This is a genomic window from Marinobacterium sp. xm-d-579, assembly GCF_013282935.1.
Taxonomy (GTDB): domain Bacteria; phylum Pseudomonadota; class Gammaproteobacteria; order Pseudomonadales; family Balneatricaceae; genus Marinobacterium_E.
In genome coordinates this window covers 490,459-514,528 of record NZ_WBYP01000001.1, presented here as the reverse complement: position 1 = coordinate 514,528, position 24,070 = coordinate 490,459, and the positions used below count along the sequence as shown (strand labels likewise).

The 24,070-nt window shown below is 49.9% G+C and carries 23 protein-coding genes and 2 tRNA genes; 14 read left to right on the top strand and 11 right to left on the bottom strand.

The window, feature by feature from the left end; translation table 11 throughout:
* Window position 1 precedes the first annotated feature (1 nt).
* From glmM to pnp, 11 genes are all read left to right on the top strand, one after another.
* Window positions 2-1,351: a phosphoglucosamine mutase gene (glmM, locus tag XMD579_RS02700; protein WP_173482973.1), complete on the top strand. Its 1,350-nt coding sequence runs from the start codon at window positions 2-4 to the stop codon at window positions 1,349-1,351.
* 77 nt (window positions 1,352-1,428) lie between these two features.
* The gene (gene secG, locus XMD579_RS02695; RefSeq protein ID WP_173480239.1) at window positions 1,429-1,791 is read left to right on the top strand and encodes a preprotein translocase subunit SecG; all 363 of its coding nucleotides are present in this window, start codon (window positions 1,429-1,431) and stop codon (window positions 1,789-1,791) included.
* Between the two features lie 7 nt (window positions 1,792-1,798).
* Window positions 1,799-1,883, top strand: a tRNA-Leu gene (locus XMD579_RS02690).
* Between the two features lie 45 nt (window positions 1,884-1,928).
* A tRNA-Met gene (locus XMD579_RS02685) sits at window positions 1,929-2,005 on the top strand.
* Between the two features lie 339 nt (window positions 2,006-2,344).
* Complete coding sequence (rimP, locus tag XMD579_RS02680; RefSeq protein WP_173480240.1) at window positions 2,345-2,800, top strand: ribosome maturation factor RimP; 456 nt, start codon at window positions 2,345-2,347, stop codon at window positions 2,798-2,800.
* Between the two features lie 32 nt (window positions 2,801-2,832).
* Window positions 2,833-4,326 carry a transcription termination factor NusA gene (nusA, locus tag XMD579_RS02675; protein ID WP_173480241.1) on the top strand — a complete coding sequence of 498 codons (1,494 nt, stop codon included), beginning with the start codon at window positions 2,833-2,835 and terminating at the stop codon, window positions 4,324-4,326.
* 28 nt (window positions 4,327-4,354) lie between these two features.
* Window positions 4,355-6,862: a translation initiation factor IF-2 gene (infB, locus tag XMD579_RS02670; RefSeq protein WP_173480242.1), complete on the top strand. Its 2,508-nt coding sequence runs from the start codon at window positions 4,355-4,357 to the stop codon at window positions 6,860-6,862.
* An 8-nt stretch (window positions 6,863-6,870) separates the two neighbouring features.
* The gene (rbfA, locus tag XMD579_RS02665; protein ID WP_173480243.1) at window positions 6,871-7,251 is read left to right on the top strand and encodes a 30S ribosome-binding factor RbfA; all 381 of its coding nucleotides are present in this window, start codon (window positions 6,871-6,873) and stop codon (window positions 7,249-7,251) included.
* A 1-nt stretch (window position 7,252) separates the two neighbouring features.
* Window positions 7,253-8,197 carry a tRNA pseudouridine(55) synthase TruB gene (gene truB, locus XMD579_RS02660; RefSeq protein WP_173480244.1) on the top strand — a complete coding sequence of 315 codons (945 nt, stop codon included), beginning with the start codon at window positions 7,253-7,255 and terminating at the stop codon, window positions 8,195-8,197.
* A gap of 102 nt (window positions 8,198-8,299) precedes the next feature.
* Window positions 8,300-8,569, top strand: coding sequence for a 30S ribosomal protein S15 (gene rpsO, locus XMD579_RS02655; protein ID WP_173480245.1), 270 nt, complete (start codon window positions 8,300-8,302; stop codon window positions 8,567-8,569).
* Between the two features lie 179 nt (window positions 8,570-8,748).
* Window positions 8,749-10,860 (top strand): polyribonucleotide nucleotidyltransferase, encoded by a 2,112-nt coding sequence (gene pnp / locus XMD579_RS02650; RefSeq protein WP_173482972.1) that lies wholly within the window; start codon window positions 8,749-8,751, stop codon window positions 10,858-10,860.
* A gap of 596 nt (window positions 10,861-11,456) precedes the next feature.
* Here pnp and XMD579_RS02645 read toward each other — a convergent pair.
* Genes XMD579_RS02645 through rsuA form a run of 3 tightly spaced genes read right to left on the bottom strand, consistent with a single transcriptional unit; the run spans window position 11,457 to window position 13,872 of the window.
* Window positions 11,457-12,140, bottom strand: a complete 684-nt coding sequence (locus XMD579_RS02645; protein WP_173480247.1) for a YciC family protein — start codon at window positions 12,138-12,140, stop codon at window positions 11,457-11,459.
* Window positions 12,141-12,146: 6 nt separating this feature from the next.
* On the bottom strand, window positions 12,147-13,181 hold the full coding sequence (locus tag XMD579_RS02640) for a methyltransferase (protein WP_173505772.1): 1,035 nt from the start codon (window positions 13,179-13,181) through the stop codon (window positions 12,147-12,149).
* Window positions 13,174-13,872, bottom strand: coding sequence for a 16S rRNA pseudouridine(516) synthase RsuA (rsuA, locus tag XMD579_RS02635; protein ID WP_173480249.1), 699 nt, complete (start codon window positions 13,870-13,872; stop codon window positions 13,174-13,176). The genes XMD579_RS02640 and rsuA overlap by 8 nt, the downstream gene beginning before the upstream one ends.
* Before the next feature lie 122 nt (window positions 13,873-13,994).
* Here rsuA and XMD579_RS02630 point away from each other — a divergent pair, with 122 nt between their 5' ends.
* The gene (locus XMD579_RS02630; protein ID WP_173505771.1) at window positions 13,995-14,828 is read left to right on the top strand and encodes a 6-carboxytetrahydropterin synthase; all 834 of its coding nucleotides are present in this window, start codon (window positions 13,995-13,997) and stop codon (window positions 14,826-14,828) included.
* On the opposite strand, the gene panC is transcribed toward XMD579_RS02630, so the two are convergent.
* From panC to dksA, 6 genes are all read right to left on the bottom strand, one after another.
* The gene (panC, locus tag XMD579_RS02625) at window positions 14,825-15,673 is read right to left on the bottom strand and encodes a pantoate--beta-alanine ligase (protein ID WP_173480251.1); all 849 of its coding nucleotides are present in this window, start codon (window positions 15,671-15,673) and stop codon (window positions 14,825-14,827) included. The genes XMD579_RS02630 and panC overlap by 4 nt on opposite strands.
* A gap of 3 nt (window positions 15,674-15,676) precedes the next feature.
* Window positions 15,677-16,471 (bottom strand): 3-methyl-2-oxobutanoate hydroxymethyltransferase, encoded by a 795-nt coding sequence (gene panB, locus XMD579_RS02620; protein ID WP_173482967.1) that lies wholly within the window; start codon window positions 16,469-16,471, stop codon window positions 15,677-15,679.
* Window positions 16,472-16,506: 35 nt separating this feature from the next.
* Window positions 16,507-16,989: a 2-amino-4-hydroxy-6-hydroxymethyldihydropteridine diphosphokinase gene (folK, locus tag XMD579_RS02615; protein WP_173505770.1), complete on the bottom strand. Its 483-nt coding sequence runs from the start codon at window positions 16,987-16,989 to the stop codon at window positions 16,507-16,509.
* A 1-nt stretch (window position 16,990) separates the two neighbouring features.
* Window positions 16,991-18,424, bottom strand: coding sequence for a polynucleotide adenylyltransferase PcnB (gene pcnB / locus XMD579_RS02610; protein WP_173505769.1), 1,434 nt, complete (start codon window positions 18,422-18,424; stop codon window positions 16,991-16,993).
* 389 nt (window positions 18,425-18,813) lie between these two features.
* Window positions 18,814-19,683, bottom strand: a complete 870-nt coding sequence (gene gluQRS, locus XMD579_RS02605; RefSeq protein WP_173505768.1) for a tRNA glutamyl-Q(34) synthetase GluQRS — start codon at window positions 19,681-19,683, stop codon at window positions 18,814-18,816.
* 49 nt (window positions 19,684-19,732) lie between these two features.
* Window positions 19,733-20,164: an RNA polymerase-binding protein DksA gene (gene dksA, locus XMD579_RS02600; RefSeq protein ID WP_173480256.1), complete on the bottom strand. Its 432-nt coding sequence runs from the start codon at window positions 20,162-20,164 to the stop codon at window positions 19,733-19,735.
* Window positions 20,165-20,335: 171 nt separating this feature from the next.
* Here dksA and XMD579_RS02595 point away from each other — a divergent pair, with 171 nt between their 5' ends.
* Window positions 20,336-21,508, top strand: a complete 1,173-nt coding sequence (locus tag XMD579_RS02595; RefSeq protein ID WP_173480257.1) for an aminotransferase class I/II-fold pyridoxal phosphate-dependent enzyme — start codon at window positions 20,336-20,338, stop codon at window positions 21,506-21,508.
* On the opposite strand, the gene XMD579_RS02590 is transcribed toward XMD579_RS02595, so the two are convergent.
* Window positions 21,505-21,819: a Rieske 2Fe-2S domain-containing protein gene (locus XMD579_RS02590; protein ID WP_173489050.1), complete on the bottom strand. Its 315-nt coding sequence runs from the start codon at window positions 21,817-21,819 to the stop codon at window positions 21,505-21,507. The two genes, XMD579_RS02595 and XMD579_RS02590, sit on opposite strands and share 4 nt — an antisense overlap.
* Window positions 21,820-21,871: 52 nt before the next feature.
* On the opposite strand from XMD579_RS02590, the gene XMD579_RS02585 reads away from it, so the two are divergent.
* Window positions 21,872-22,498 carry a hypothetical protein gene (locus tag XMD579_RS02585; RefSeq protein ID WP_173505767.1) on the top strand — a complete coding sequence of 209 codons (627 nt, stop codon included), beginning with the start codon at window positions 21,872-21,874 and terminating at the stop codon, window positions 22,496-22,498.
* On the opposite strand, the gene XMD579_RS02580 is transcribed toward XMD579_RS02585, so the two are convergent.
* Complete coding sequence (locus XMD579_RS02580) at window positions 22,462-24,006, bottom strand: bifunctional aminoglycoside phosphotransferase/ATP-binding protein (RefSeq protein ID WP_173483795.1); 1,545 nt, start codon at window positions 24,004-24,006, stop codon at window positions 22,462-22,464. The genes XMD579_RS02585 and XMD579_RS02580 overlap by 37 nt on opposite strands.
* Between the last annotated feature and the right edge of the window lie 64 nt (window positions 24,007-24,070).

The window sequence follows — 24,070 nt, the reverse complement described above, 5'->3', positions numbered from 1 at the left end:
ATTGGGTCGTCGTTATTTTGGTACAGATGGTATTCGTGGACAGGTAGGAACCTTTCCTATCACCCCAGATTTTGTGTTGAAGCTCGGTTGGGCTGTGGGTCGTGTGTTTGCCCGTGAAGGACGTAGTAAAGTCCTGATTGGCAAAGATACTCGAATCTCCGGTTATATGTTTGAGTCGGCGCTTGAGGCAGGCCTGTCTGCCGCCGGTGTTGATGTGTTATTGCTAGGCCCTATGCCAACGCCAGCGATCGCTTACCTAACTCGTACCTTCCGCGCTGATGCCGGTATTGTGATCAGTGCATCGCACAACCCCTATGACGACAATGGTATTAAGTTCTTCAGCTCGGCGGGCACTAAGCTGCCAGATGATGTCGAAGAGCGCATTGAAGCCCAGCTTGATCTGGCTATGACTACGGTTAGCTCAGCCGAATTAGGCAAGGTTCGTCGAGTCAATGATGCCGCTGGGCGATACATAGAGTTCTGTAAATCGACTGCCGCGGGTTGTTTGAATTTAGCGGGCCTTAAGGTTGTCGTTGATTGTGCCAACGGCGCTGGTTATCACATTGCGCCTAAGGTCTTTGCTGAGCTAGGCGCTTCAGTCATCGAGATTGGTACCGATCCAGACGGCCTAAATATTAACGAGCAGTGTGGTGCGACGGCGCCTGCAGCACTTCAAGCTAAAGTGCTCGAAGCAGAGGCAGACCTGGGTATTGCATTAGATGGTGATGCCGATCGATTGATTCTTGTTGACCATAAGGGAGAGATCGTCGATGGCGATGAGATCCTCTTCATCATTGCCCAGGCGTTACAGCAGAGCGGTGAGTTGCAGGGCGGTGTCGTTGGTACGCTGATGACTAATCTTGGTTTAGAGCAAGCGCTGGCAAAAATGGATATTCCCTTCGTGCGAGCTAAAGTGGGCGATCGCTATGTATTAGAGCAGCTCGCAGAGCACGACTGGAATTTGGGTGGCGAAGGGTCAGGTCACATTGTCTGTCGTAATATTCTACCGACGGGTGATGCGACCATTGCCGCTGTTCAGGTGCTTAAAGCGGTCGCGCAGTCAGGCAAAACGATTAATCAGCTGAAGCACGGTATGCAAAAACTACCGCAGAAGATGATCAACGTGCGCTTGGCTAAGAAGGTAGATATCGCATCTTCGCCAGCCGTGGCAGAGCATGTTGCAGCAGCCGAGGCGCGTTTGGCTGATCGTGGTCGCGTATTGCTACGTCCCTCCGGGACTGAGCCTGTGGTCCGTGTTATGGTTGAAGGCTCCGATCTTGATGAGGTGGATCAGGTCTGTGAGACACTGGCGGGGCAGGTTGAAAAAGAGCTGCAGGCGCTTGTATCTTGACGGGTGCTCGGGTAAGATTTGCGCCTCTTTTAAATGGCACCCCTGTTTTCGGTGCGTAATTAAGGTTTAAAGCTAGAATGGAAACCATCGTTCTTATCATTCACGTATTGCTTGCAGCAGCGGTTATCGGCCTGATTCTTATTCAGCAGGGTAAGGGTGCAGAAGCGGGTGCGTCATTTGGTGGTGGTGCCTCTCAAACTGTTTTCGGTAGCCAGGGTAGCGGTAGCTTCCTAGGTCGCGTTACAGCCATTCTTGCTGCGGGTATCTTTGTAACCAGCTTCGTTTTGGCTGTGTTCGCGAAAGAGAAAGCCGCGTCTGTTGGTGATGCAGGTATCCCTGATGCTGCAACGATTGAAGCGGCTGCCCAGGTTGAGCAAGCGTCAACAACGGAACTGCCTGTTGTGTCGGAATCAGAGATTCCAACAGCAGGAGACAACTAAAAGTTTAGCCCAGGTGGTGGAATTGGTAGACACGCTATCTTGAGGGGGTAGTGTCTTAGGACGTGCCGGTTCGAGTCCGGCTCTGGGCACCAAGTTGTAAACGCAGTGGGTGAAGCGTAAAATTTACCTGTTTTTGATGCGGGGTGGAGCAGCCTGGTAGCTCGTCGGGCTCATAACCCGAAGGTCGTCAGTTCAAATCTGGCCCCCGCTACCAATACTTAGGTTGGTAATACTAGCAAGAGGCCCGACGGTCGGACTCAGCTCTTCATTCGGCGCAGCCGCTGAAGGTCATCAGTTCAAATCTGGCCCCCGCTACCAACTTTACGTTGGGTATTTGTGAAAATCCTGAAGACTAGTTTTGACGGGTTTTTACTACCACTTTTAGGATGTTACATCCTTGTTTGGTAAGCCCCTTTATGGGGCTTTTTCGTAGCTATTTGATGGCCGCGTCCAAACAGAAGACAGTGATATCTGCCTTCCGTACATGGTGGTAGATAAGTCAAAAATGGGTCTATATGACCCATTTTTTGTTTTTGAAATTTATAGGTGAACAGTGTCAGCAAAATTAAAGCTGTTACAAGAGTTGATTGATCCAGTTGTGCAGGGCTTAGATTTGGAGCTTTGGGGGCTGGAGTACAACGCGTCAGGTAAAAATAGCCTGTTGCGTATCTATATAGATGGCCCTAACGGAGTGTCGGTCGATGACTGTGCGCGCGTTAGCCAGCAGGTGAGTGCTGTGATGGATGTAGAAGACCCCATCTCAGAGAACTACACCCTTGAAGTCTCATCCCCAGGGATGGATCGTCCCCTTTACACTCTAGAGCAATTCGCTGCGTATGCTGGCCATACGATTCAACTGCGTCTGCGCTCGCCGTTTGAGGGGCGTCGCAAGTTTAAAGGGATTCTTAACGGCATCGAAGGCGAAGATGTGCTTTTGGTCGTTGATGATCACGAATATTTATTACCGCATGACCTGATCGATCGGGCCAATGTGGTGCCGCAATTTTAATCCGCTTTGACTATTAGGAGCGAAGAACTGATATGAATAAAGAGATTCTACTGGTTGCTGAAGCCGTCTCTAACGAAAAAGATGTCCCGAAAGCGGTCATCTTTGAGGCGATTGAAGTCGCGCTGGCAACAGCCACTAAGAAGCGCTACGACGAAGAAGCTGATATCCGAGTGGTTATCGACCGTGCAACGGGCGATTATGACACCTTCCGCCGTTGGTTGGTTGTGGATAACGAAGCGGTTCCTGCACTGGGTACCGAGTTGACCATGCAAGAGGCAGAAGAGATCGACACTAATCTGCAGCCTGGTGATTACCACGAAGAGCAGGTTGAGTCGGTTGCATTCGGTCGTATCGCAGCTCAAACAGCGAAGCAAGTTATCGTACAAAAAGTCCGTGAGGCTGAGCGCGCTAAAGTAGTTGATCTTTACCGTGATCGCCAGGGCGAATTGATCGCGGGTACTGTTAAGAAAGTGACTCGCGACAATGTGATTGTTGATCTGGGTAACAACGCAGAAGCACTTCTGCCACGTGAAAACCTACTACCTCGTGAAATCTTCCGTATGGGTGAGCGTGTTCGCGCGGTGCTTCAAGAAGTTCGTTCTGAAGGTCGCGGCCCACAGCTTATCCTTAGCCGTACTTCAAACGAGATGTTGATCGAACTCTTCTCTATCGAAGTGCCAGAGATCGCCGAGCAGATGATTGAGATCCGTGCAGCGGCTCGTGATCCAGGTGCTCGCTCTAAGATCGCTGTTAAGACTCAGGATCGTCGTCTAGATCCTGTAGGTGCCTGTGTTGGTATGCGCGGTGCGCGTGTTCAAGCCGTCTCTGATGAGTTGGGTGGTGAGCGTGTCGATATCATCCTTTGGGACGACAACCCTGCGCAGCTTGTGATCAATGCAATGGCGCCTGCTGAAGTCGCTTCGATCGTTATGGACGAAGAGACTCACTCAATGGACGTCGCGGTTGATGAAGATGCTTTGGCTATGGCGATCGGTCGTGCCGGTCAGAACGTTCGTCTAGCAGCAGAGTTGACTGGTTGGGAACTGAACGTGATGAGCGAAGCGGAAGCGGCGTCTAAACACGAGTCTGAAGTGGGTAAAACAGTGGATCTGTTCATCAAGCACCTTGATGTCGACAGCGACCTTGCTGAGATCCTAGTTGCTGAGGGCTTCACCACGCTTGAGGAAGTTGCCTACGTACCGGCTAACGAAATGCTTGAGATCGAAGAGTTTGACGAGGAGATCGTTGACGCCCTTCGTGAACGCGCAAAAGATGCACTGCTTAACCTTGCAATTGCAGGTGAAGAGCAACTTGGCGATGTAGAGCCAGCAGAAGACCTCCTAACTATGGAAGGTATGGAACGTACCCTAGCGTACACATTAGCAAGCCGTGGTGTGGTTACCATGGAAGATCTTGCAGAACAGTCTATTGAAGAGCTGCTAGACATTGAAGGCATGACCGAAGAGCGCGCAGGTGAGTTGATTATGACAGCGCGTGCACCTTGGTTTGCAGAAGATCAGCAGTAATTAGACAACGGAAAAGGAGAACCCATTTATGGCAGAAGTAACGATTAAACAGCTTGCCGATGTGGTTGGTGTATCCGTTGAGCGTTTGTTAACACAGATGCAGGAAGCGGGAGTCGAAGGTAAATCCAACGATTCAACTGTCACAGAGATAGAGCGTCAGCAGCTATTAGCCCATTTGAAACGCAGTCACGGCGAAGATGCCGATGACGTTGGCGCACCGAAGAAGATCACGCTTAAGCGTAAGACAACCTCTACGCTGAAAGTGGGCGGTGCCGGCAGTCGTAAAACCGTTAACGTTGAAGTGCGTAAAAAGCGTACCTACGTGAAACGTACAGAGATTGAACAGGCTCCAGAAGCTCCAGCAGTGGAAGAGACTCCAGTGGCAGCGCCTGAACCACAGGTTGAAGCACCGGTCGTTGAAGCGGCACCAGAGGTGGCGGTTGAAACGGCTGCAGAGCCTAAAGTGGAAGCGCCAAAAGCAGAAGTTAAAGAGGCCGCTGAACCGGTTAAAGCTGAAGAGCCTAAGCCTGAGCCAGTGGTTGAAACGCCGGTTGAGAAGAAACCAGCTGCGGAACCTAAAACTGAAAATCCTCGCAACAAGAACAAGCAGCGCGATGAGCGCCGTAACAACCAGCGTGATAACGACGATCGTCGTAAGTCGAAAGGTCGTGGTAATGGCACGCTGAACGCTCGTCCGGGTAAAGGCGGTAAGCCAGGTCGTGGTAAGCCAATGCGTCAAGGCGATAACCAGCACGGCTTTAAAGAGCCGACGACTGCGATTGTTCATGAAGTCTCTATTCCAGAGAGCATCACGGTTGCTGATCTGGCTAAGAAGATGTCGATCAAAGCGGCTGAAGTGATCAAGGTGATGTTCAAGATGGGTGCGATGGCAACCATCAACCAGCCAATCGACCAAGATACTGCGATCCTTGTGGTAGAAGAGATGGGCCACAAAGCGGTGCCTATGGTAGAGAACGCGATCGAAGATGAGTTGATGGAGTCGGTAGCCGCTCACAGCGGTGAGTCTGTGACACGTGCTCCGGTCGTTACCGTTATGGGTCACGTTGACCACGGTAAAACATCCCTGCTCGATTACATCCGTTCAACACGTGTAGCTTCTGGCGAGTCTGGCGGTATTACCCAGCACATCGGTGCTTACCACGTTGAGACTGACAACGGCATGGTGACCTTCCTAGATACTCCTGGACACGCCGCGTTCACCGCTATGCGTGCCCGTGGTGCCTCTTTGACGGATATCGTTGTTCTAGTAGTTGCCGCAGATGATGGTGTGATGCCACAGACTGAAGAGGCGGTTCAGCACGCTAAAGCGGCTGGTGTTCCTCTTGTTGTTGCGGTCAACAAGATCGATAAAGAGGAAGCGGATCCAGATCGAGTTAAGAACGAGCTGGCTCAACGTGATGTTATTCCTGAAGATTGGGGCGGCGATGTTCAGTTCTGTCCAGTCTCTGCTAAAACAGGTCAGGGCATTGATGAGCTGCTTGAAGCGATCCTTCTTCAATCAGAAATTCTTGAGCTTGAAGCAGTTCCAGATGCGCCAGGTACAGGTGTTGTCGTTGAATCACGTCTAGATAAAGGTCGTGGTCCGGTTGCTACGCTACTGGTTCAAAACGGTACCCTTAAGCGCGGTGATATCGTACTAGCTGGCCTTCACTACGGCCGTGTACGTGCGATGCTTGACGAAAACGGCAAGCCGCTAGAAGCGGGTGGTCCTGCGATTCCTGTTGAGATTCAAGGTCTAGACGGAACGCCAGATGCAGGTGAAGACTTCACCGTAGTATCCACCGAGAAGAAAGCGCGTGAAATCGCTCTATTCCGTCAGGGTAAATACCGTGAAGTTAAACTGCAGCGTCAGCAACAGGCGAAACTTGAGAACCTATTCTCGAACATGGAAGCGGGTGAAGTTAAGTCGCTTAACATCGTCCTTAAGACCGACGTTCGAGGCTCTCTAGAGGCGCTGACTAGCTCACTAGAAGATCTCTCTACCGATGAAGTAAAAGTGAACATCGTCTCTGGCGGTGTTGGTGGTATCGGTGAAACCGATGCTAACCTTGCGTTGGCCTCCTCAGCGATCCTAATCGGCTTTAACGTTCGTGCAGACGCTCAGGCGCGTGCGATTGTTGAGCGTGAAGAGATGGAGCTTCGCTACTACAGTGTTATCTACGACATCATCGATGACGTGAAACAGGCGATGAGTGGTCTACTCTCTCCTGAGTTCAAAGAGGAGATTGTTGGTATTGCTGAAGTTCGTGATGTCTTCCGTGCGCCTAAGATCGGTGCGGTTGCCGGTTGTATGGTTATCGAAGGTACAATCTTCCGTAATAAACGCATCCGTGTCCTACGTGATAACGTCGTTATCTACGAAGGTGAGCTTGAGTCACTGCGTCGCTTTAAAGACAACGTCAACGAAGTTCGTCAGAACATGGAGTGTGGTATCGGCGTGAAGAACTACAACGATGTTAAAGTCGGCGACCAGATTGAGGTTTACGACACAGTTGAAGTTCAACGTACCATCTAAGAGGTTGTATGGCTCGCGATTTTAAACGCACAGACCGAGTAGGGGACCAGATCCAGCGTGATTTGGCGACCCTTATTCAGCGTGAGATTAAAGATCCACGCATTGGAATGGTGACGATTAACCACGTCAAAGTAGCGAAAGACTTAGGCTATGCGGATGTCTACATTACCGTTCTCCCACTGGGTGAACAGGATGAGGCGGAAGCGACCAAGCAGAGTCTAGAGGTGCTTAAGCAGGCTGCAGGTTTCCTTCGTGCTGAACTGGCAAAAGGCATCTCACTGCGAGTCATGCCGGCGTTACGTTTCCATTATGACGAGAGCATTCATCGCGGTCGTCACCTAACGAGCTTGATCGAGAAGGCTCGCCGTCTCGAAGATAACGAGGGCTAACATGGCTCGACGTAAAAAAGGACGCCGCATTGACGGCGTCTTTTTGCTTGATAAGCCTCAGGGCATCAGCTCGAATGCTGCCCTGCAGAAGGTAAAACGTCTGTATGACGCAGCGAAAGCGGGTCACACAGGCGCACTAGACCCTCTAGCTACCGGTATGTTGCCCATCTGTTTGGGTGAAGCGACTAAGTTTTCACAGTTTCTTCTCGATTCTGATAAGCGCTATATCACAACGGCAAAGCTAGGGGTTCGCACTGACAGCAGTGATGCTGATGGCGAAGTGATCGAAACTAAGCCTGTTCCTGAGTTAGATCGAGACGCGTTAAACGATCTGATTCAAGCCAAATTCTCTGGCGAAATCGAACAGGTTCCATCGATGTTCTCGGCCTTAAAGCACAATGGCCAGCCGCTTTACAAGCTGGCGCGCAAAGGTGAAAAGGTCGAAGTTAAGCCGCGTCAGGTATGCATTTACGAGATCAAACTGCTGGATCTGCGTGCTGATGAGATTGATCTTGAGGTGCACTGTTCTAAAGGCACCTATATTCGCTCCATCGTCGAAGACCTAGGTCTGGCACTTGGCTGTGGTGCGCATGTCAGTATGTTGCGACGGCTTGCCGTGGCTACCTACGATCGAAGCGCAATGCTGACACTCGAACAGTTGAATGAGATTGCACAACATCGTGAGTCAGATCAGTCGTTAGAGTGCATACAAATGCGTTTAGATGCGCTATTATTGCCGCCCTGGAGTGCAGTGGAGTCATTGCCTTCAATCGAATTACCCGCAGATTTAGCAAATCGTCTTCTGCAGGGGCAACGTTTAGGGGAGTTATTCTCAGAGCGCGGCCTCGTCAGACTCTTTGCTGAAGAGCGATTCTTAGGTATGGCTGAAGTGGATGATGAGGGGCGATTACGCGCTCGTCGACTACTCGATACCTCTGAAAACTGATTTACCCTCAAGGGTATGACGCTTCACTGAAAATATGCTCGGTGTTGCGCGACTTAACCCGCAGCCTAGGCTGTGTGCATATTGCTAATAGGAGATAAAACAATGGCATTGTCTGTTGAAAAGAAAGCTGAAATCGTTGCAGCGTACGGTCGTGGTCAGAACGATACTGGTTCACCAGAAGTTCAAGTTGCCCTTCTAACTGCAAACATTGAAGGCCTTCAGGGTCACTTCAAAGCGAACAAGCAGGATCACCACTCACGTCGTGGTCTAATTCGTATGGTTAACCAGCGTCGTAAGCTGCTGGACTACCTTAAGAAGAAAGATGCTACTCGCTACGTTGAGTTGATCGGTCGTCTAGGTCTTCGTCGCTAAGAGCTAGATACCCAGTTAGGGCCATACTTAGTATGGCCCTTTCTACTTTAAACCCTCCGCAAAACCAAATGATCTGACAGCCTGTACTCACTTGAGTTTACTGAATTCAACTGAGTACTGGCTTTAAAAGAGTGAAGATCAGGGGACGCGGAACATAGTTAATTACTAGGAGTTAATCGATGTTTAACACGGTTACTAAAACGTTCCAGTTCGGTAATGACACCGTAACGATCGAAACTGGTAAGGTCGCTCGTCAGGCGACTGGTGCAGTTATGGTTACTGTTAACGAAAAGACACAGGTTCTGTGTACTGTCGTTGGCGCAAAAACAGCGAAAGAGGGACAAGACTTCTTCCCACTTTCAGTGCACTACCAAGAGAAATACTACGCAGTTGGCCGTATCCCTGGTGGCTTCTTCAAACGTGAAGGCCGTCCAACTGAGAAAGAGACACTAACGTCTCGTCTAATCGACCGCCCAATTCGTCCACTGTTCCCTAAAGGGTTCATGAACGAAGTTCAGGTGGTGTGTACTGTGGTCTCTTCTGATAAGAATGTTGATCCAGATATCGCTGCAATGATCGGTACCTCTGCAGCACTCACCATCTCTGGTATCCCATTTGTTGGCCCAATCGGTGCAGCACGTGTGGGCTTCACGGAAGATGAAGGTTACATCCTTAACCCAACCTACGAAGCGCTAGCAAACTCTGAACTAGACATGGTCGTAGCGGGTACCAACGAAGCGGTACTGATGGTTGAGTCAGAAGCGAAAGAGCTTAGCGAAGATGAGATGCTAGGTGCGGTTCTATTTGCTCACCAAGAGATGCAAGTGGTTATCAACGCCGTTAACGAATTTGCCGCTGAAGCCGCTAAACCTAAGTGGGATTGGCAGCCAGCTGCTAAAAACGAAGCGCTGACTGATGCGATTACTGCTGCATTCGGTGCACAGGTTGAAGCAGCCTTCCAAGTAGCAGACAAGATGGAGCGTCAAGACACGCTTAAAGCACTTCGCGATGCCGCTGTAGAGCAGTTTGCAACAGGTGAAGAGGGCGCACCAGGCGCTGGTGAAGTCTCTAAAGTATTCGCGTCTATCGAGAAAGCAACTGTACGTGAGCGCATCCTTAGCGGTCAGCCACGTATTGACGGTCGTGACGGTAAAACCGTTCGTCCAATCGAAGTGGAAGTGGGCGTTCTTAAAAACGTACACGGTTCAGCTCTGTTCACTCGTGGTGAAACTCAGGCAATCGTTACCTGTACACTGGGTACAAGCCGTGACGTACAGATCATCGATGCGCTAGAGGGCGAGCGTCGTGATCCATTCATGCTTCAGTACAACTTCCCTCCATACTCTGTTGGTGAAGCTGGCCGTATGGGTGGTGCAGGTCGTCGTGAAATCGGTCACGGTCGTCTGGCTCGTCGTGGTGTCTCTGCGGTACTTCCAACTCAGGAAGCCTTCCCATACACCATGCGTCTTGTTTCTGAGATCACTGAATCAAACGGTTCATCATCAATGGCCTCTGTCTGTGGCTCTTCACTTGCCATGATGGATGCGGGTGTACCAGTAAGTTCAGCGGTTGCCGGTATCGCAATGGGTCTGGTTAAAGAGGGCGATCGTTTCGCTGTCCTAACCGATATCCTGGGTGACGAAGACCACCTAGGTGATATGGACTTTAAAGTAGCGGGTACCGAAGCGGGTGTTACAGCTCTGCAGATGGATATCAAGATCACGGGTATCACTGAAGAGATCATGGAGATCGCTCTAGAACAGGCACTGGACGCTCGTGTTCACATCCTACGTGAGATGGCGAAAGTGATCGGTTACGCTCGTCCAGAACTGGCTGACCACGCTCCTGCCATGACTCAGCTTAAAGTGAACCCAGAGAAGATCCGCGACGTTATCGGTAAAGGTGGTGCAACTATCCGCTCTATTACTGAAGAGACAGGCGCTTCAATCGATCTAGATGACGACGGTACTGTTCGTATCTACGCAGACAACAAAGCAGCTTCACAAGCAGCTGTTGACCGTGTTGTTGCGATCACTGCAGAAGCAGAGATCGGCAAGATCTACGAAGGTAAGGTTGTTCGCATCGAAGAGTTCGGCGCATTCGTTAACATTCTTCCTGGTAAAGATGGTCTAGTACACATTTCACAGATCGCTAAAGAGCGCGTGAACGCAGTAACTGACTACATCAACATGGATGACGTCATTAAAGTTAAGGTACTGGACGTCGATAACCGCGGCCGTATCAAGCTTTCAATGAAAGATCTTGAAGAGGACGAAACTGCAGAGAACTAATCACTGCTGATTCGCACTAAAAAAACCGCCTTTATGGCGGTTTTTTGTTGGAGCGGTCTTAAAAAGGCCGCGATTGTTTTAGAAAGCAGATGACAGGCTAAAGCCAGTCACTGGAGCGCTGATCTTCCTACGAAGTATGGTGACTGGCCTTCAGCCTGTTACCCGCTGTTGAAATCGATCGGGGTTTCAGCAGAGCTGAATTCCCTCCTACAATAGGACTTCGCGATAAGCCCGCAACGGAGTCCTACTCTCGATCGGACGTGGACGACTGGCACGAGATTTGAATCTGGCACCCTGTTCCCCGTCCGACTGAGAACGAGCACGGTGCTCTTTTTCGTTAAGACGTTGAAAGGATCGAGCCCCGGATGGGCGAGAGTTTCAGCGCCTGCACGGAGCAGGCTCTGAAATGTGCCTTTCAATGTTAGAAAAAGAGTATCGCGCGCAGTGTGCCGAAGGCCGAAGGAGCGGGGTGTGTTTTCTTGCTTCTTCTTTGCTCACACAAAGAAGAAGGCTAGCCGACGCTAGTCGGATAGAGGTGCTTTTGATCTAAATCTTAAAGAAAAGATCGCGATCTCTTCGAGATCGCCCCAACAACATTAAAGAACCGAAGGTTCATCCTCAACCGGTTCTTTGTCACGCCATGCGCGGTAGACGCGATAGGCGTAGATGGTGCCTAGGACATTTAGGAAGTCTAGGGTGACTGAGATCAGCATCGAGATCATGCTGCTTGGATCGACCATCGGCGATAGGATCACCTCTAGAATGAACAGGCCACCAAAGATCAGAGCCAGACCTTTGAACATGGTCCAGAACAGGCCGTCAGTGCCTTCCCAGCTCTCTTTCATCGAGTCGATTGGCCCTTTACCTTCAATGACACAGATGGCGTTAGCCAGGGCTAAGCGAACGGCTATATAGATACCGGGGGCGATCAGCAACATGAGTCCCAGTGCTGTTACCAATGCCGAAAGCACGAAGGTTAAAAATAGTCTGCCCCAGCAGCGGAATGCCATAAACCAGCTTTGCGTGGTTGTGATCGAACCTCCATCGATGACGGCTTGCATATAGAAGATGGTCGCCGCTAGGTAGATAGGAACAAACAGCATGTCCATACCGGTTAGCAGAATCAGCTGTGCCTGCATGTTGCTCGACTCATCCACTCCGGAAATAGTGCTCATCTGGATGATCATCAGAATGATCAGAAACGGCAGTTGAATGCTCAATAGAGCACTGAAGTTGGAACGGAAGAAGAAAAACGATTGTTGTAGATAATCTTTAGTCATAAAACTCTAGCGCTTAGGCTTAGTCAGTAAATAGGTGCTAAAATGTCCTGTATCTTGGTCAAGCTCGACAGACTCGAAGTAGCTTGATGCGATACGTTTCAGTGGTACATGCTGGTTCACGACGAAACAGGCTTTCCCCTCTGCTGCTAACAGTCTAGCGGCATTTCTCGAAAAGCGGTCAGTTAAATCGTAATCGATCCCAAAACCACTATGAAAGGGCGGGTTACATAGTATCAGATCGTACTCAGAGGCCAACTCTTCACCGGCATTGGTTAAGCAAACTTCAGCCTGAAAGTTCGCTGCTGCCAAGGTTGCTTGCGTCGCTTTGATTGCTGCTGCGTTATTGTCAGTCGCTGTGATGAAAGATGCTTGGCTACAGGAAGCGAGAGTAAGATAACCTGATCCACAGCCCAGGTCTAACACACGATCGGCTCCAATCGGTAGCTGACGATTGAGGATATAAGGTAGGCACTCAATCAGCTGCTGGCTACCTTGGTCGATTTTTTTCCAACCATATACACCGGGCTTTGATAGTAGTGAGTATTCACTTACTTTGGAAACCTCTCGGACTTGATGATAGTCTTGATCATCTAACGGTGTGCCTGTTGCCTGGCCTACTGTGAGTTCGACCCTCCAGCTATCGCCGCCCAATTTAACCTCAGAGCGATCACCGTTTAGGCATTTTTGGCCATTTTTGGCGTAGCTTTTTATCCCTTCTGATTTATCACCCAACAAGATTAGGCGAGCACCGGACTTTAACTGCTCTGCTGCCAAATTGATGAGATGATTAACAACCGCCTTCTCTTTGCTGATGCGATACAGAATAAGATCAGTGGTTAAGTCTGTAGGCCACTCAAAATCAGAGAGTGAGCATTGCCAGCCTTGAGCGCAAAGTGCTTGTTGCTGATCAAAGCGGTTGGTCAGAGCCTGCCAACCGGAGGCGGCTTGAACTGTTTTTGGGTTGAGGTTTTCATCAACAATCAGAAGGCCGTTTGGATTGGCTTGAATCTCCTGATTGATGAGCGATTCGAAGTTAGCCATTAAAGATGCTGGCTACCTCGTCGTCAGTGAGCTCTCGCCACTCACCCTCATAGAGATCATCATCCAGTGCGATCGGTCCAATCGATTCGCGATGCAGCTCTTCTACTTTGTTACCCAGTGCTGCGAACATGCGCTTTACTTGGTGGTAGCGTCCTTCGAACAGCTCCACTCTGGCTACCTGCTCAGAGAGAATCTCTAATTTTGCCGGTTTAGTGAGCTCTTTCTCACCATTAAGCTGAATACCGCGCTCGAATTTCTCGATGTAGCTCTCATCAATCGGGTCTGCCAAGGTCGCTTCATAGATCTTACCCAGCTTATGACGTGGCGAGGTGATACGGTGACACCACTGCCCGTTATCACTGAGCAGTACTAACCCTGTTGTATCAACATCTAACCGACCGGCAATCGTGAGGTTATCGACACGTGGAAGTTCGATAAGGCCCAGCACGGACGCATGATCACCCTCATCGTGTGAGCAGACATAACCCAGGGGCTTATTAAGCATGATGTAGCGATCACGCGGGGCTTCAATTTCGTAGCCGTCCAGAATGACTTCATCCTCTTCAGCCACTTTGCGAGCGGGGTTCTTTTCAAGTTCGCCATTCACTCGTACCTCTTCGGCGTGCAGCATACGCTTCACCTCTTTACGAGAGAAACCGGTGGATTGAGCAAGGTACTTATCGAGTCGCATAGGAAGGGTTCACCTGAATTAAGATTTTTGCATTATACCGGAGCAACCGATGGCTGCGAACAATCAGGTGATTTCTTATCCCGATTCGCTAAAATAGCTGCACAAACTGTTAGGAGTCGTGTGTGAAGCTATTTGTTGATGATCTTACCCATGTTGATTTTACCTATCTGGACGCGCAACGCGGTCTTGTGGGTGAATCCTGGGCTGTCCGTTTAGAGCTGGACGGCCAATTAAACGATGAGGGGATGATTGTCGATTTTGGCATCGTTAAAAAGCGCGTGAAACAGTGGTTTGATGCTGGCTTAGATCACTCGTTAGTGATTGCTGATAAGACACCTAACCTAAAGGTGACTTTAGCCGAACAGAACACGACTGTGGAGTGGCTCTACCCATCGGGTGAGCCCCTTCGTTGCAGCGCGCCACATCAAGCGTTTGAGATCCTTCCCGTGGATGCGATAGAGCCTGAACCCGTCGCTCGTTGGTGTGAACAGGAGTTAGCTGCGATCTTTCCAACGGTCAGTGGTATCAAAGTGACCCTATACCCGGAAGTGATTGACGGTGCCTACTACCATTACACACACGGTCTACAGAAGCATGAGGGTAACTGCCAACGTATCGCTCATGGACACCGCTCAAGAATCCATATTCTAATTGATGGTGAGCGTGATCTAGCACTTGAAGCGCAGTGGGCAAAGCGCTTTGAAGATATCTACATAGGGACAGAAGATCATGTCGTCAGTCGTACCGAACAGTCTGTCAATTTTGCCTACCAAGCACCCCAGGGGGCATTCAGCCTGACGCTTCCTACCTCAGTGGTCTACATGATCGACACGGAATCTACCGTGGAGTTGATCGCCAATCATCTGGCGCAAACCATTGCGGCAACCCTACCTGGAAAACAGATTGAAGTGCGTGCGTTTGAGGGAATTGGTAAGGGTTCGATCGCAACGGCTTAGCGATCGAACTCAAGATTATCAATTAGACGAGCGTGACCTAAATAGGCGGCCGCTAAGATCACCAGTTGAGTGTCATCCGGTGTCGCCGGCTGAAGCGTATTGCGATTAACGATATGCACATAATCACGACGGAACCCCGCCTCTTCTAATGCTTCACTCGCTTTGACCTGTAGCACTGCAAACTCGTTGCTACCCGCTTGAACCTGATCACGGATTTGGCTCAGTTGTTGGTAGAGCGCTGGCGCTGCAGCCAGTTCGCTGTCGGTCAGATAACCGTTACGAGAGCTCAGGGCTAAACCTGAGTCAGCACGGGCTGTCTCTTCCCCAACAATCTCAATGGGCATCGATAGATCATCGACCATACGGCGAATTACGTGCAGCTGTTGAAAGTCTTTTCGTCCAAATACCGCTAGGTCAGGTTGGACCAAATTAAACAGTTTGTTGACGATGGTCGTGACACCGCGGAAGTGTCCGGGGCGGCTAGCACCGCAGTAAAGATTAGAGACTTCTGGTACTTCAACAAAGGTCTGTGAATCACGACCCTTGGGGTAGACCTCTGCCTCAGCTGGCGCAAACAGCAGATCGCAACCAAACTCCTTCAGACTCGCCTGATCCTCTTCAAGGGTTCGAGGGTATCGTTCCAAGTCGTCAGCGTTATTAAACTGTAACGGGTTAACGAAGATCGATGAGACAACAAAGTCTGAAAGCTCGCGAGCCCGAATCAAAAGATTTAAGTGACCTTGATGAAGGTTGCCCATGGTCGGCACGAAGCCGATCTTTTTACCTGCAGCACGTGCTGCAGTGACCGCAGCTCGAAGCTCGGCAATGGTCGTAACGGTTTTCATAGATTATTCGAAACTGTGCTCTGGGCCAGGGAATGTGCCGCTTTTAACGTCGGCAACGTACTGTTCAATCGCCTCTTGGATCGAGCCAGCACCTTCCATAAAGTTTTTAACGAATTTGGGACGCCGTCCAGGTGTAATACCTAGCAGATCATGCATTACAAGCACTTGAGCATCGGTAAGATTACCTGCACCGATGCCAATCACTGGGATGTCGAGGTTTTTAGTGATTTCACAGGCCAGTAGGGTTGGCACACACTCTAACACCAGCATATCTGCGCCTGCGTCCTGTAAGCGCTGAGCGTCCTCAAGCATCAACGTCGCGGCATGGTTGTCGCGTCCCTGTACCTTGTATCCACCCAATTTATTGACCGATTGTGGTGTTAAACCTAGGTGTGCGCAGACAGGTACGCCTTGGCGGCTGAGTGCTGAAATGGTGTCAGTTAACCAAGCGCCGCCTTCCAGTTTGACTATGTGGGCACCAGCGCGCATCAGTTTTGCGGCACTCTCTTCCGCTTGCTGAGTGTTTGAGTAGCTCATAAAGGGCAGGTCAGACACGATGAGAGACCCTTGGTTGCCCATAGCCACCGCGCGAGTGTGGTAGGCCATATCGTCAACCGTTACCGGCAGCGTGCTGGATTCACCTTGCAGAACCATACCCAATGAATCACCGACCAGAATCAGGTCTACGCCAGCACTGCTGGCGACATGGGCGAATGTTGCATCGTAGGCAGTTAGAACCGCAAATTTCTCTCCCGCCTGTTTTTTCTCAATTAAACGGTGCAGGCTTGGTGTGCTCATTTAATCAGTCTCTCTATTCGATAAGATGCGCACTATTATAGTGCGATTGGTTCCAGTGTGCCCATAGGACATTCCAGCAAAATTTCGCTTAGGTGATCACCATTTGGTAGCACTAAATTGGGTTCAATTTCAGCGAGAGGGTAGAGGACAAAGCTTCGCTCACACATAAAGGCGTGGGGTACTGTGAGTCGCTCAGTATTAATGACTTGATCACCAAAGAGTAAAATATCCAGATCTAAGGTTCTCGGCCCCCAGTGTTGCACTCGAACACGATCATGGGCTTGCTCTATCGCTTGCAGTTCATCCAACAGTTGTTCAGCTTCTAAGCTTGTCTCGAGGCAAGCAACCGCATTGATGTAGTCGGGTTGTCCAGGAGGACCCACTGGATCTGAGCGATAGAGTCTGGAGTGCTCTACAAGGTTGGTGTTGGGAATCGCCTGCAGTTCTCGCAGAGCATCAGCCACCTGCTGTAGAGGATTCTCTAAATTGCTGCCCAATCCGACGTAGGCGCGAATCATCTTATGACTGCTCTTTTGGCTTACGATTAGGACGGCGACGGCGAGAGCGTTTGCGGCGCTCTTCAGCGGGTACCTGAGGACGAGCATTGGGTTGGCTGTTCTGGTATTCGGTCCACCAACCACTGATTCCGTTAAGATCTTCACCACTCTCTTCGCGCAACACTAAAAGATCGTAGCCAGCACGGAAGCGTGGATGCTCCATCAGTTGATCGGCACGATCGCGGCGCATTAGACGGTGCTGCATCTCCCAGATTTCACGAATCGTCGTGGAGAAACGTCTTGGAATGGCAGTCGCTCGGACCTGTTCACCTAGGATCTGATTAGCGGCCTCGTGAAGTCGCTGTAGAGGCGGTAGGTCTTTGTGTCCTTCAAGATCACGCATGCGATCCACCAGCGGGTACCAAAGCATCGCTGCAAATAGAAAAGCGGGGTTGACGCTCTTATCCTGAGCAAGGCGGCGATCAGTATTGCGTAACGCATTGTTAACGAGCTGCTCAACTGGGTACTCATCGCTACCTAACATGCGATCAGTGGCCGGTAGAAGGTACTTAAATAGATCAAAACGGAGCAGTTGGCGAAGGCAGGCTTCGCCGTAACCGGTTTGTAATAGCTTAAGTACTTCATCAAACATGCGAGCAGGAGCTACTTTGCTGATTAAGCCTCCCAGTTTATGAATCGGTTGGGCGGTGTCGGGGTCGATATCAAAGCTCAGTTTTGCAGCAAAGCGAGCGGCGCGCAGCATGCGAACAGGGTCTTCACGGTAGCGCTCTTCAGCATCGCCGATGATGCGAATGCGTTTTTCCAGAAGATCTGGGTAGCCATTAGCGAAGTCGTAAACGGAGTTGTCTTCAACGTTGTAGTAGAGCGCGTTAATCGAGAAGTCGCGGCGCTTTGCATCCTCTTCGATCGTGCCGTAGACATTATCACGCAGCAGCATGCCAGAGGCGGCCTGTCGTGATTGATCCTTAGAGGTTGAAACGCTGTCGTGTCCGGCACGGAAAGTGGTGACTTCGATGATCTCTCGACCAAAACGGACGTGGACGATCTTGAAGCGGCGACCAATAAGTCGAGCACGGTTAAATAGGGGTTCTGCTTGCTCAGGGGTTGCGGAGGTAGCAACGTCAAAATCTTTAGGGTTTTTGCCGACCAGAAGATCGCGTACACAGCCACCGACTAGATAGCCATCGTAGCCGTTATCAAGCAAACGGTAGACGACACGCATGGCATTGTCATCCAGAGCGTGGCGAGGAATGTTATGGATCGACTCGGGAACAACGCGACGTTCACCTTCCGGCAAAATGGCTGTGACTAGATCATCCGCTTGGGTGTTTTCAATATTGGCTTCAGTGATCGGTGCCGCTTTAGTACGAAGCGCAAAGTAGAGGCCAGCAATAGCGGCAATGCCTAGAAGGAATAGAACAATTTGAGAGGTCATTTAAAAACAGTTCGAGTCTAATACAAAGGCGCTAGTCTACCAGTAGTTAGTAAGAATTAATAACTGGTCCGTACAGGTCTTTAAGTATGGGAGTTTTTAAGTAGGGTGGAGGTTTTTCGTTTGGGGGTTCGAGCGTGAGGCTGCCACCAATAATTTGGTGTTATTTTTATTGTCCCTTGCGGTGACAGTCCTCACGATCGAGTAATGCTCCATTTTTATTTTTATTCGGAGCAGGTATTTCGTCGGCACCTTTTGCTCTTGTTATTTTTATTTGAGCTAAGTATTGCGCCGTCCTTTCTTGTTGTTGTGGAGCGACTATAGGTAATCCATTAGCTCTATTCAACCCTAAAGTGAAAAAAATTTAACACTTCATACCAAAGTCTAAATCACTAGCTGTTTTTAATAACTTTTGGAACTTTTTGTATATCCCAAACATCTAGCGCGAACTGAATAAAAGCCCCTACATCGCTCGGTATATCGCACTTTTCATCAATCTGCCCAAGCCTAACCATCGCCTTTTTAAGTTGTTTAATGATTTCCAATGGTTCTGTTGGCAAGGCGCACGCAAAGGTCTGTTTCGATAGTTTTTGTCCATCAGCGGCTAACACCAACGGCAAATGAGCATATTTCAGCAGAGGGTAGTCCTGTGTGAGCTGCAGTGCTCGCTGTTTATGCGTTTCATCAAGCAGATCTGACCCTCTAACAATGTCAGTCACTCCCTGTTCATAGTCATCCAGTACGACTGCAAGCTGATAAGCAACAATGCCATCACGACGGTAGAGAATGAAATCACCAACCCCTTCTGAAGGAGTCGGCTGAGAGCCTTGAAGGAGGTCATCAAACCCTGAACATTGCTCCACTTTAAATCGGACTGCGGTTGGCTCTTTATTGGCAGGGTGCAGCAAACAGTACCGATCGTAATGCGGTAAGGCGTGCCGACTCTTTAAGTCCGTTCGGCTACAACCACAGCGATATGCCTGCCCTTGAGCGATGAGCGACTGAAAGAGATCAGTGTAGCGATCGATTCGGTCAGTTTGACGCATGACCGTTTTATCCCAATGGAGACCGTAGGCTTCTAGCGCTTCAAGAATCGCCTTTTCATGCGCCTGCTGACAGCGTGGTTGATCAAGATCCTCTATTCGGACTAGCCAAAGTCCATGATGCTTTTTAGCTTCTAGGTAACTGGCCAGCGCGGTTAGCAGTGAGCCTTCGTGAAGAGGGCCTGTTGGAGAGGGGGCGAATCGACCAATGTAGTTCATTGTATGAATATAAAGGACATAAAAAAGCGCGGTACAAACCGCGCTTCTATTATTTGCCTGTCTGCTTTTCTTTTATCTCTGCAAGCGTCTTGCAGTCGATACAGAGAGTTGCCGTTGGTCGAGCTTCGAGTCGGCGAATACCGATCTCTACACCGCAGGCTTCACAATAGCCGAAATCGTCTTCATCGATTGACTCGAGTGCTTTATCGATCTTGCGAATCAGCTTGCGCTCACGATCTCGTGTGCGAAGTTCAAGGCTGAACTCCTCTTCCTGGCTGGCACGATCGGCAGGGTCAGCAAAGTTGCTAGCCTCTTCCTTAAGGTGGTTGATGGTCATATCGACCTCTTCCATCAGTTCGCGCTTCCACTCTTTAAGAATAAGTCGGAAGTGATCCTTCTGCGCATCGTTCATGTACTCTTCTGAGTCTTTGATGTCGTATGGCGCAATGTGAGTAAAAGATTCAGTATTACTGCTTGGCATAGTGTCTGCCTCGTACCCTGTGATTGTATTATTGCTCTCGATTATTGGGTAATACGTTGGATCGAGAGAGTCCGTTTTTTAGTAAGTCAGCGAAGTTACCAGAACAGTATAAAGATGGCTAGTCTCTGTTGGTGTAACAAGTATACTGTGTCGATTCGATCGGGAGGTGATATGTCTAAGAGTTGGAGTCAGCGTTCGCAGTTAATTGAATCCTTTAAAGTGATGGATCTGCTTAAACACGCTCATGCGTTAGCCGATCAGGGGCGCTCTATCATCCATTTAGGGGCGGGCGAACCCGATTTTGGTGCGGCACCCCAGGTGATCGAGGAGGCAAAACGTCTGCTGGACACTACCCCTATGACCTACACACCGGCAGCAGGTATTTCGGCTCTTCGTGAAAAAATTGCAGCCTTTCACCAACAGCGTTACGGGCAGAAGATCGCCGCAGACAATGTGTTAGTCACAGCAGGTGCTTCAGCTGCACTGCAATTGACCTTTGCCCTGTTAGCCAATCGTGATCAAAAGATATTGATGGCCGATCCAGGCTACCCCTGTAATCGTCAATTTTTGCGCATAGTGGAGGCCCAAGCGGTCTCTATTCCCGTGGATCATGAACAGAACTACCAATTAACCGCTGAATTGGTTGAGCAGCATTGGGATGAACAGACTGCAGGCGTTCTTATTGCCTCGCCAGCTAACCCAACCGGAGCGGTCATCGATCCACAAGAGCTTGCCAATATTGCAGCAACGGTCTCTCGTTTAGGTGGCACCTTGGTTGTTGATGAGATCTACCACGGCCTAACCTACGGTGCAGAGACTCCCAGTGCCTTTAGCATCGATACAAACTGCATCGTGATCAACTCGTTTTCAAAATATTTCGGCATGACGGGCTGGCGCTTGGGTTGGTTGGTAGCGGATGCATCAGCGGTGGCTGAAATGGAGAAGATGGCACAAAATCTCTACATTTCTCCCACGACCTTGTCTCAGTATGCTGCGCTCAGAGCATTCGAACCTGATGCGATTGAACTGTTCGAGTTGCGAAGAGAGGAGTTGCAGCAGCGACGTGATCGCCTGTTAGAAGGGCTCAAGCGAATTGGTTTTAAAGTCCCTAGAACGCCAGCGGGTGCTTTTTATATCTATGCCGATGCTTCAGACTTGTGTGATGACAGCTTTAGTTGGTGCTGGGAGTTACTAGAGAGGGCGGGCGTGGTCGCGACGCCTGGTGCCGATTTTGGTGAGTATCAGGCGCACAAATTTGTTCGCTTCGCTTACACCACCTCTTTGGCCAATATCGATGAGGCGCTTAACCGAATTGAACAGTTTGTCAGCGACACTAGAGGTTAAATCGTTAACCTAATATTCCCGTCGATGATTTCAAAGGGGATCGCCTCTAACCGTTCACCTGGGCAGGGGCCCGCAATGCATTCACCCTCGTTTATCGTGAATAGCGCGCCGTGCGTGGCGCATTGGATGAACTGCTTTTCGACATCCAAGAAAGTGTCTGGTTGCCACTCTAGGCGAATACCGCGATGGGGGCAGCTGTTTTTGAAAATTGAGATTTGGTCGCCCTGTTTTACAACAAAAAGGGATAGGCCCTCCCGTTCAAAACCACGGCTTTCACCGTCGACTAAATCCGATACACTGCACAGAATCATGGGTTACACCTAAAATTTTTCCAAATTTTAATGCTTTACAGAGAGAAACGGTATGCCTGTTCATCCCTTTAAACGTCACAAAGTCAGTGTCATTTTACAGGCCTATGACGTGGATCTGTTTGGCCATTTTTCTGAGTTAAGCCAGTCTCTCTCAAAGTTTAATCTTGATCCTGATATGAATGTTTCGTCTCTGCTTCTGCAGGCCGGTCACTCTTCGGGTGCTGATGAAGTCTTATTCGAATCGCGCAGTGAAAGGGTAAAAACTCAGTTGTTACTCGAATCAATATTGCAGCGCCCCTTTAAAACGCTCTCGAGAGGCGAGAGGCAGCGTGTGCAGCTGGCCTGTGATTTGGTGAGTCGCCCCAATGAGCCCAGCCTAATATTAATTGAAGAGCCTTGCACTGCTATGGATGCGGAGTTTAAACGTCGGACAGTGGAGCTGCTAAGATCGTTTAAAGAGGAGGGGTATGCGGTTGTGGTGACCCTTCAAGAGGCGAGTTTAGCTTCACGAATGGGGGACTGTTTTTACCTACTTGGTATGCAAGGCTCTGTTGTAGAGGGTGATCATTCCGTTTTGACAACCGCTCACTTAAGGCAACTGTTCGAGGTGGAAGTCGAGAGTGCAGAGCCCACTGAGGAGGGTTATCCGCAGTTTACCGTCTCTGGTAGCAGCTTCTGATCAATCAAGTATTGAATGATCTTAAGGTGCGCATTCTCTTCGCTGGTATCGATGTGAAGGGCGATCTTCTCTTCCTCTTCACTTAATGGCTCAGCGACGCGTTTTTGCGCTTGCATCACTTCAATAGTTGCATCTGTTGGGTCTTCACGCTCTTCGGAACGTTTAGCCAGGCGCGCCTCGATGACTTTCTCTGGGGGTTCGCAAGCGATGATTCGTGCTGGGCAGCCCAGCTCTTCGGCCAGTTGCAGAAACTGTCGACGTGAACGTTGGCGAATGTATGCGGCATCCAGAATCAGAGTCTGGCCCGCTTCTAACAGAATGCCAGAGACGCGCTTCATCTCTAGGAAAGTGCGCATATTCATGTCTGCACCGTACATCTCAAGGCTTTCACCTTCGCGAGACGCTTTGCGATAGATCTTTTTACGCTCAGCACTTGATCGTACACGAACACCGGAGATCAGCTCGGCTAATTTGCTAGAGATATGTGATTTACCGGAGCCGCTAATCCCCTGCATCATCACCAACATCGGTAGTGGCGCAGCCGCGTATTCGGCGGTCAGTTTAAGGTAGTGTTGGAACTCAGCAAGATTGGGTTTCTCGCCTAACATGGCGACTTTCGCTCGTACCATCGCGCGGTGCGCTTTGTAGTAGGGCAGTAGAATTAACCCTTCGTAATCGCCGGTGATCTCCATATAGCGGTTAAGACAACGGTTCGCCCAACGAGGGTGGCCGTTAGCCTCTAGGTCCATCAACAGGAAGCCAAGGTCCGACATCTTATCGATCCAACGGAACTCTAGGTTGAACTCAATGCAGTCAAACACGAGGAGTGAATCACCATCTAAGGTGATGTTGCCCAGGTGAAGATCACCGTGACACTCACGAATCGAGCCATCGAGCTTGCGACGACGCATTAAGGGTTCAAGCAGTTGGTAACGATCTTTAATGTGCTGCCAAAGACGGTCGAGCTCTTTGGCATCCTCTTCGGGAATAAGCGAACGATCGATGTCCCTGTAGTTATCTTCGGAAATGGCGGCAATGCTATCGGGTTCACCCCATGGACTTCCGGGGGCAACAATGGGTGCGCGCTGATGGAAGTCAGCAATTTTATCAGCCAGTTTATCGATCCAGTTGGGGTCGAATTTGTAGACGTTTAGTAGCTCGGAGAGCAGTAGCCCTGAAGCAAACTCACGCATTTTGACGGCGTATTCGATCGGCTCACCTGTCGCTCCAATCACTGGATCGCTCTCAGTACCGCCGATAGCCACAACTTCAATATAGGTATTTTCAGAAAGACGTTGATTGAGGCGAAGTTCCTCCTCACAAAAGTACTTTCGCTTCTCAAGTGTAGTAAAATCTAAAAATCCAAAGTTGACCGGCTTTTTGATTTTGTAGACGAACTCGCCGGTTCTGATAAGCCACGCGATGTGCGTCTCAATCACTTCAAACTCGCTCACCTCATGCGGGTAGCAAGCTGGATTGAGTAGATTGTTTACCAGCGTGGATTCCATAGTTCGACTAAACTGCCCTTACTAAACATAAGCTGGCCTAACGAGATACGCGCCAGCGGGTCGA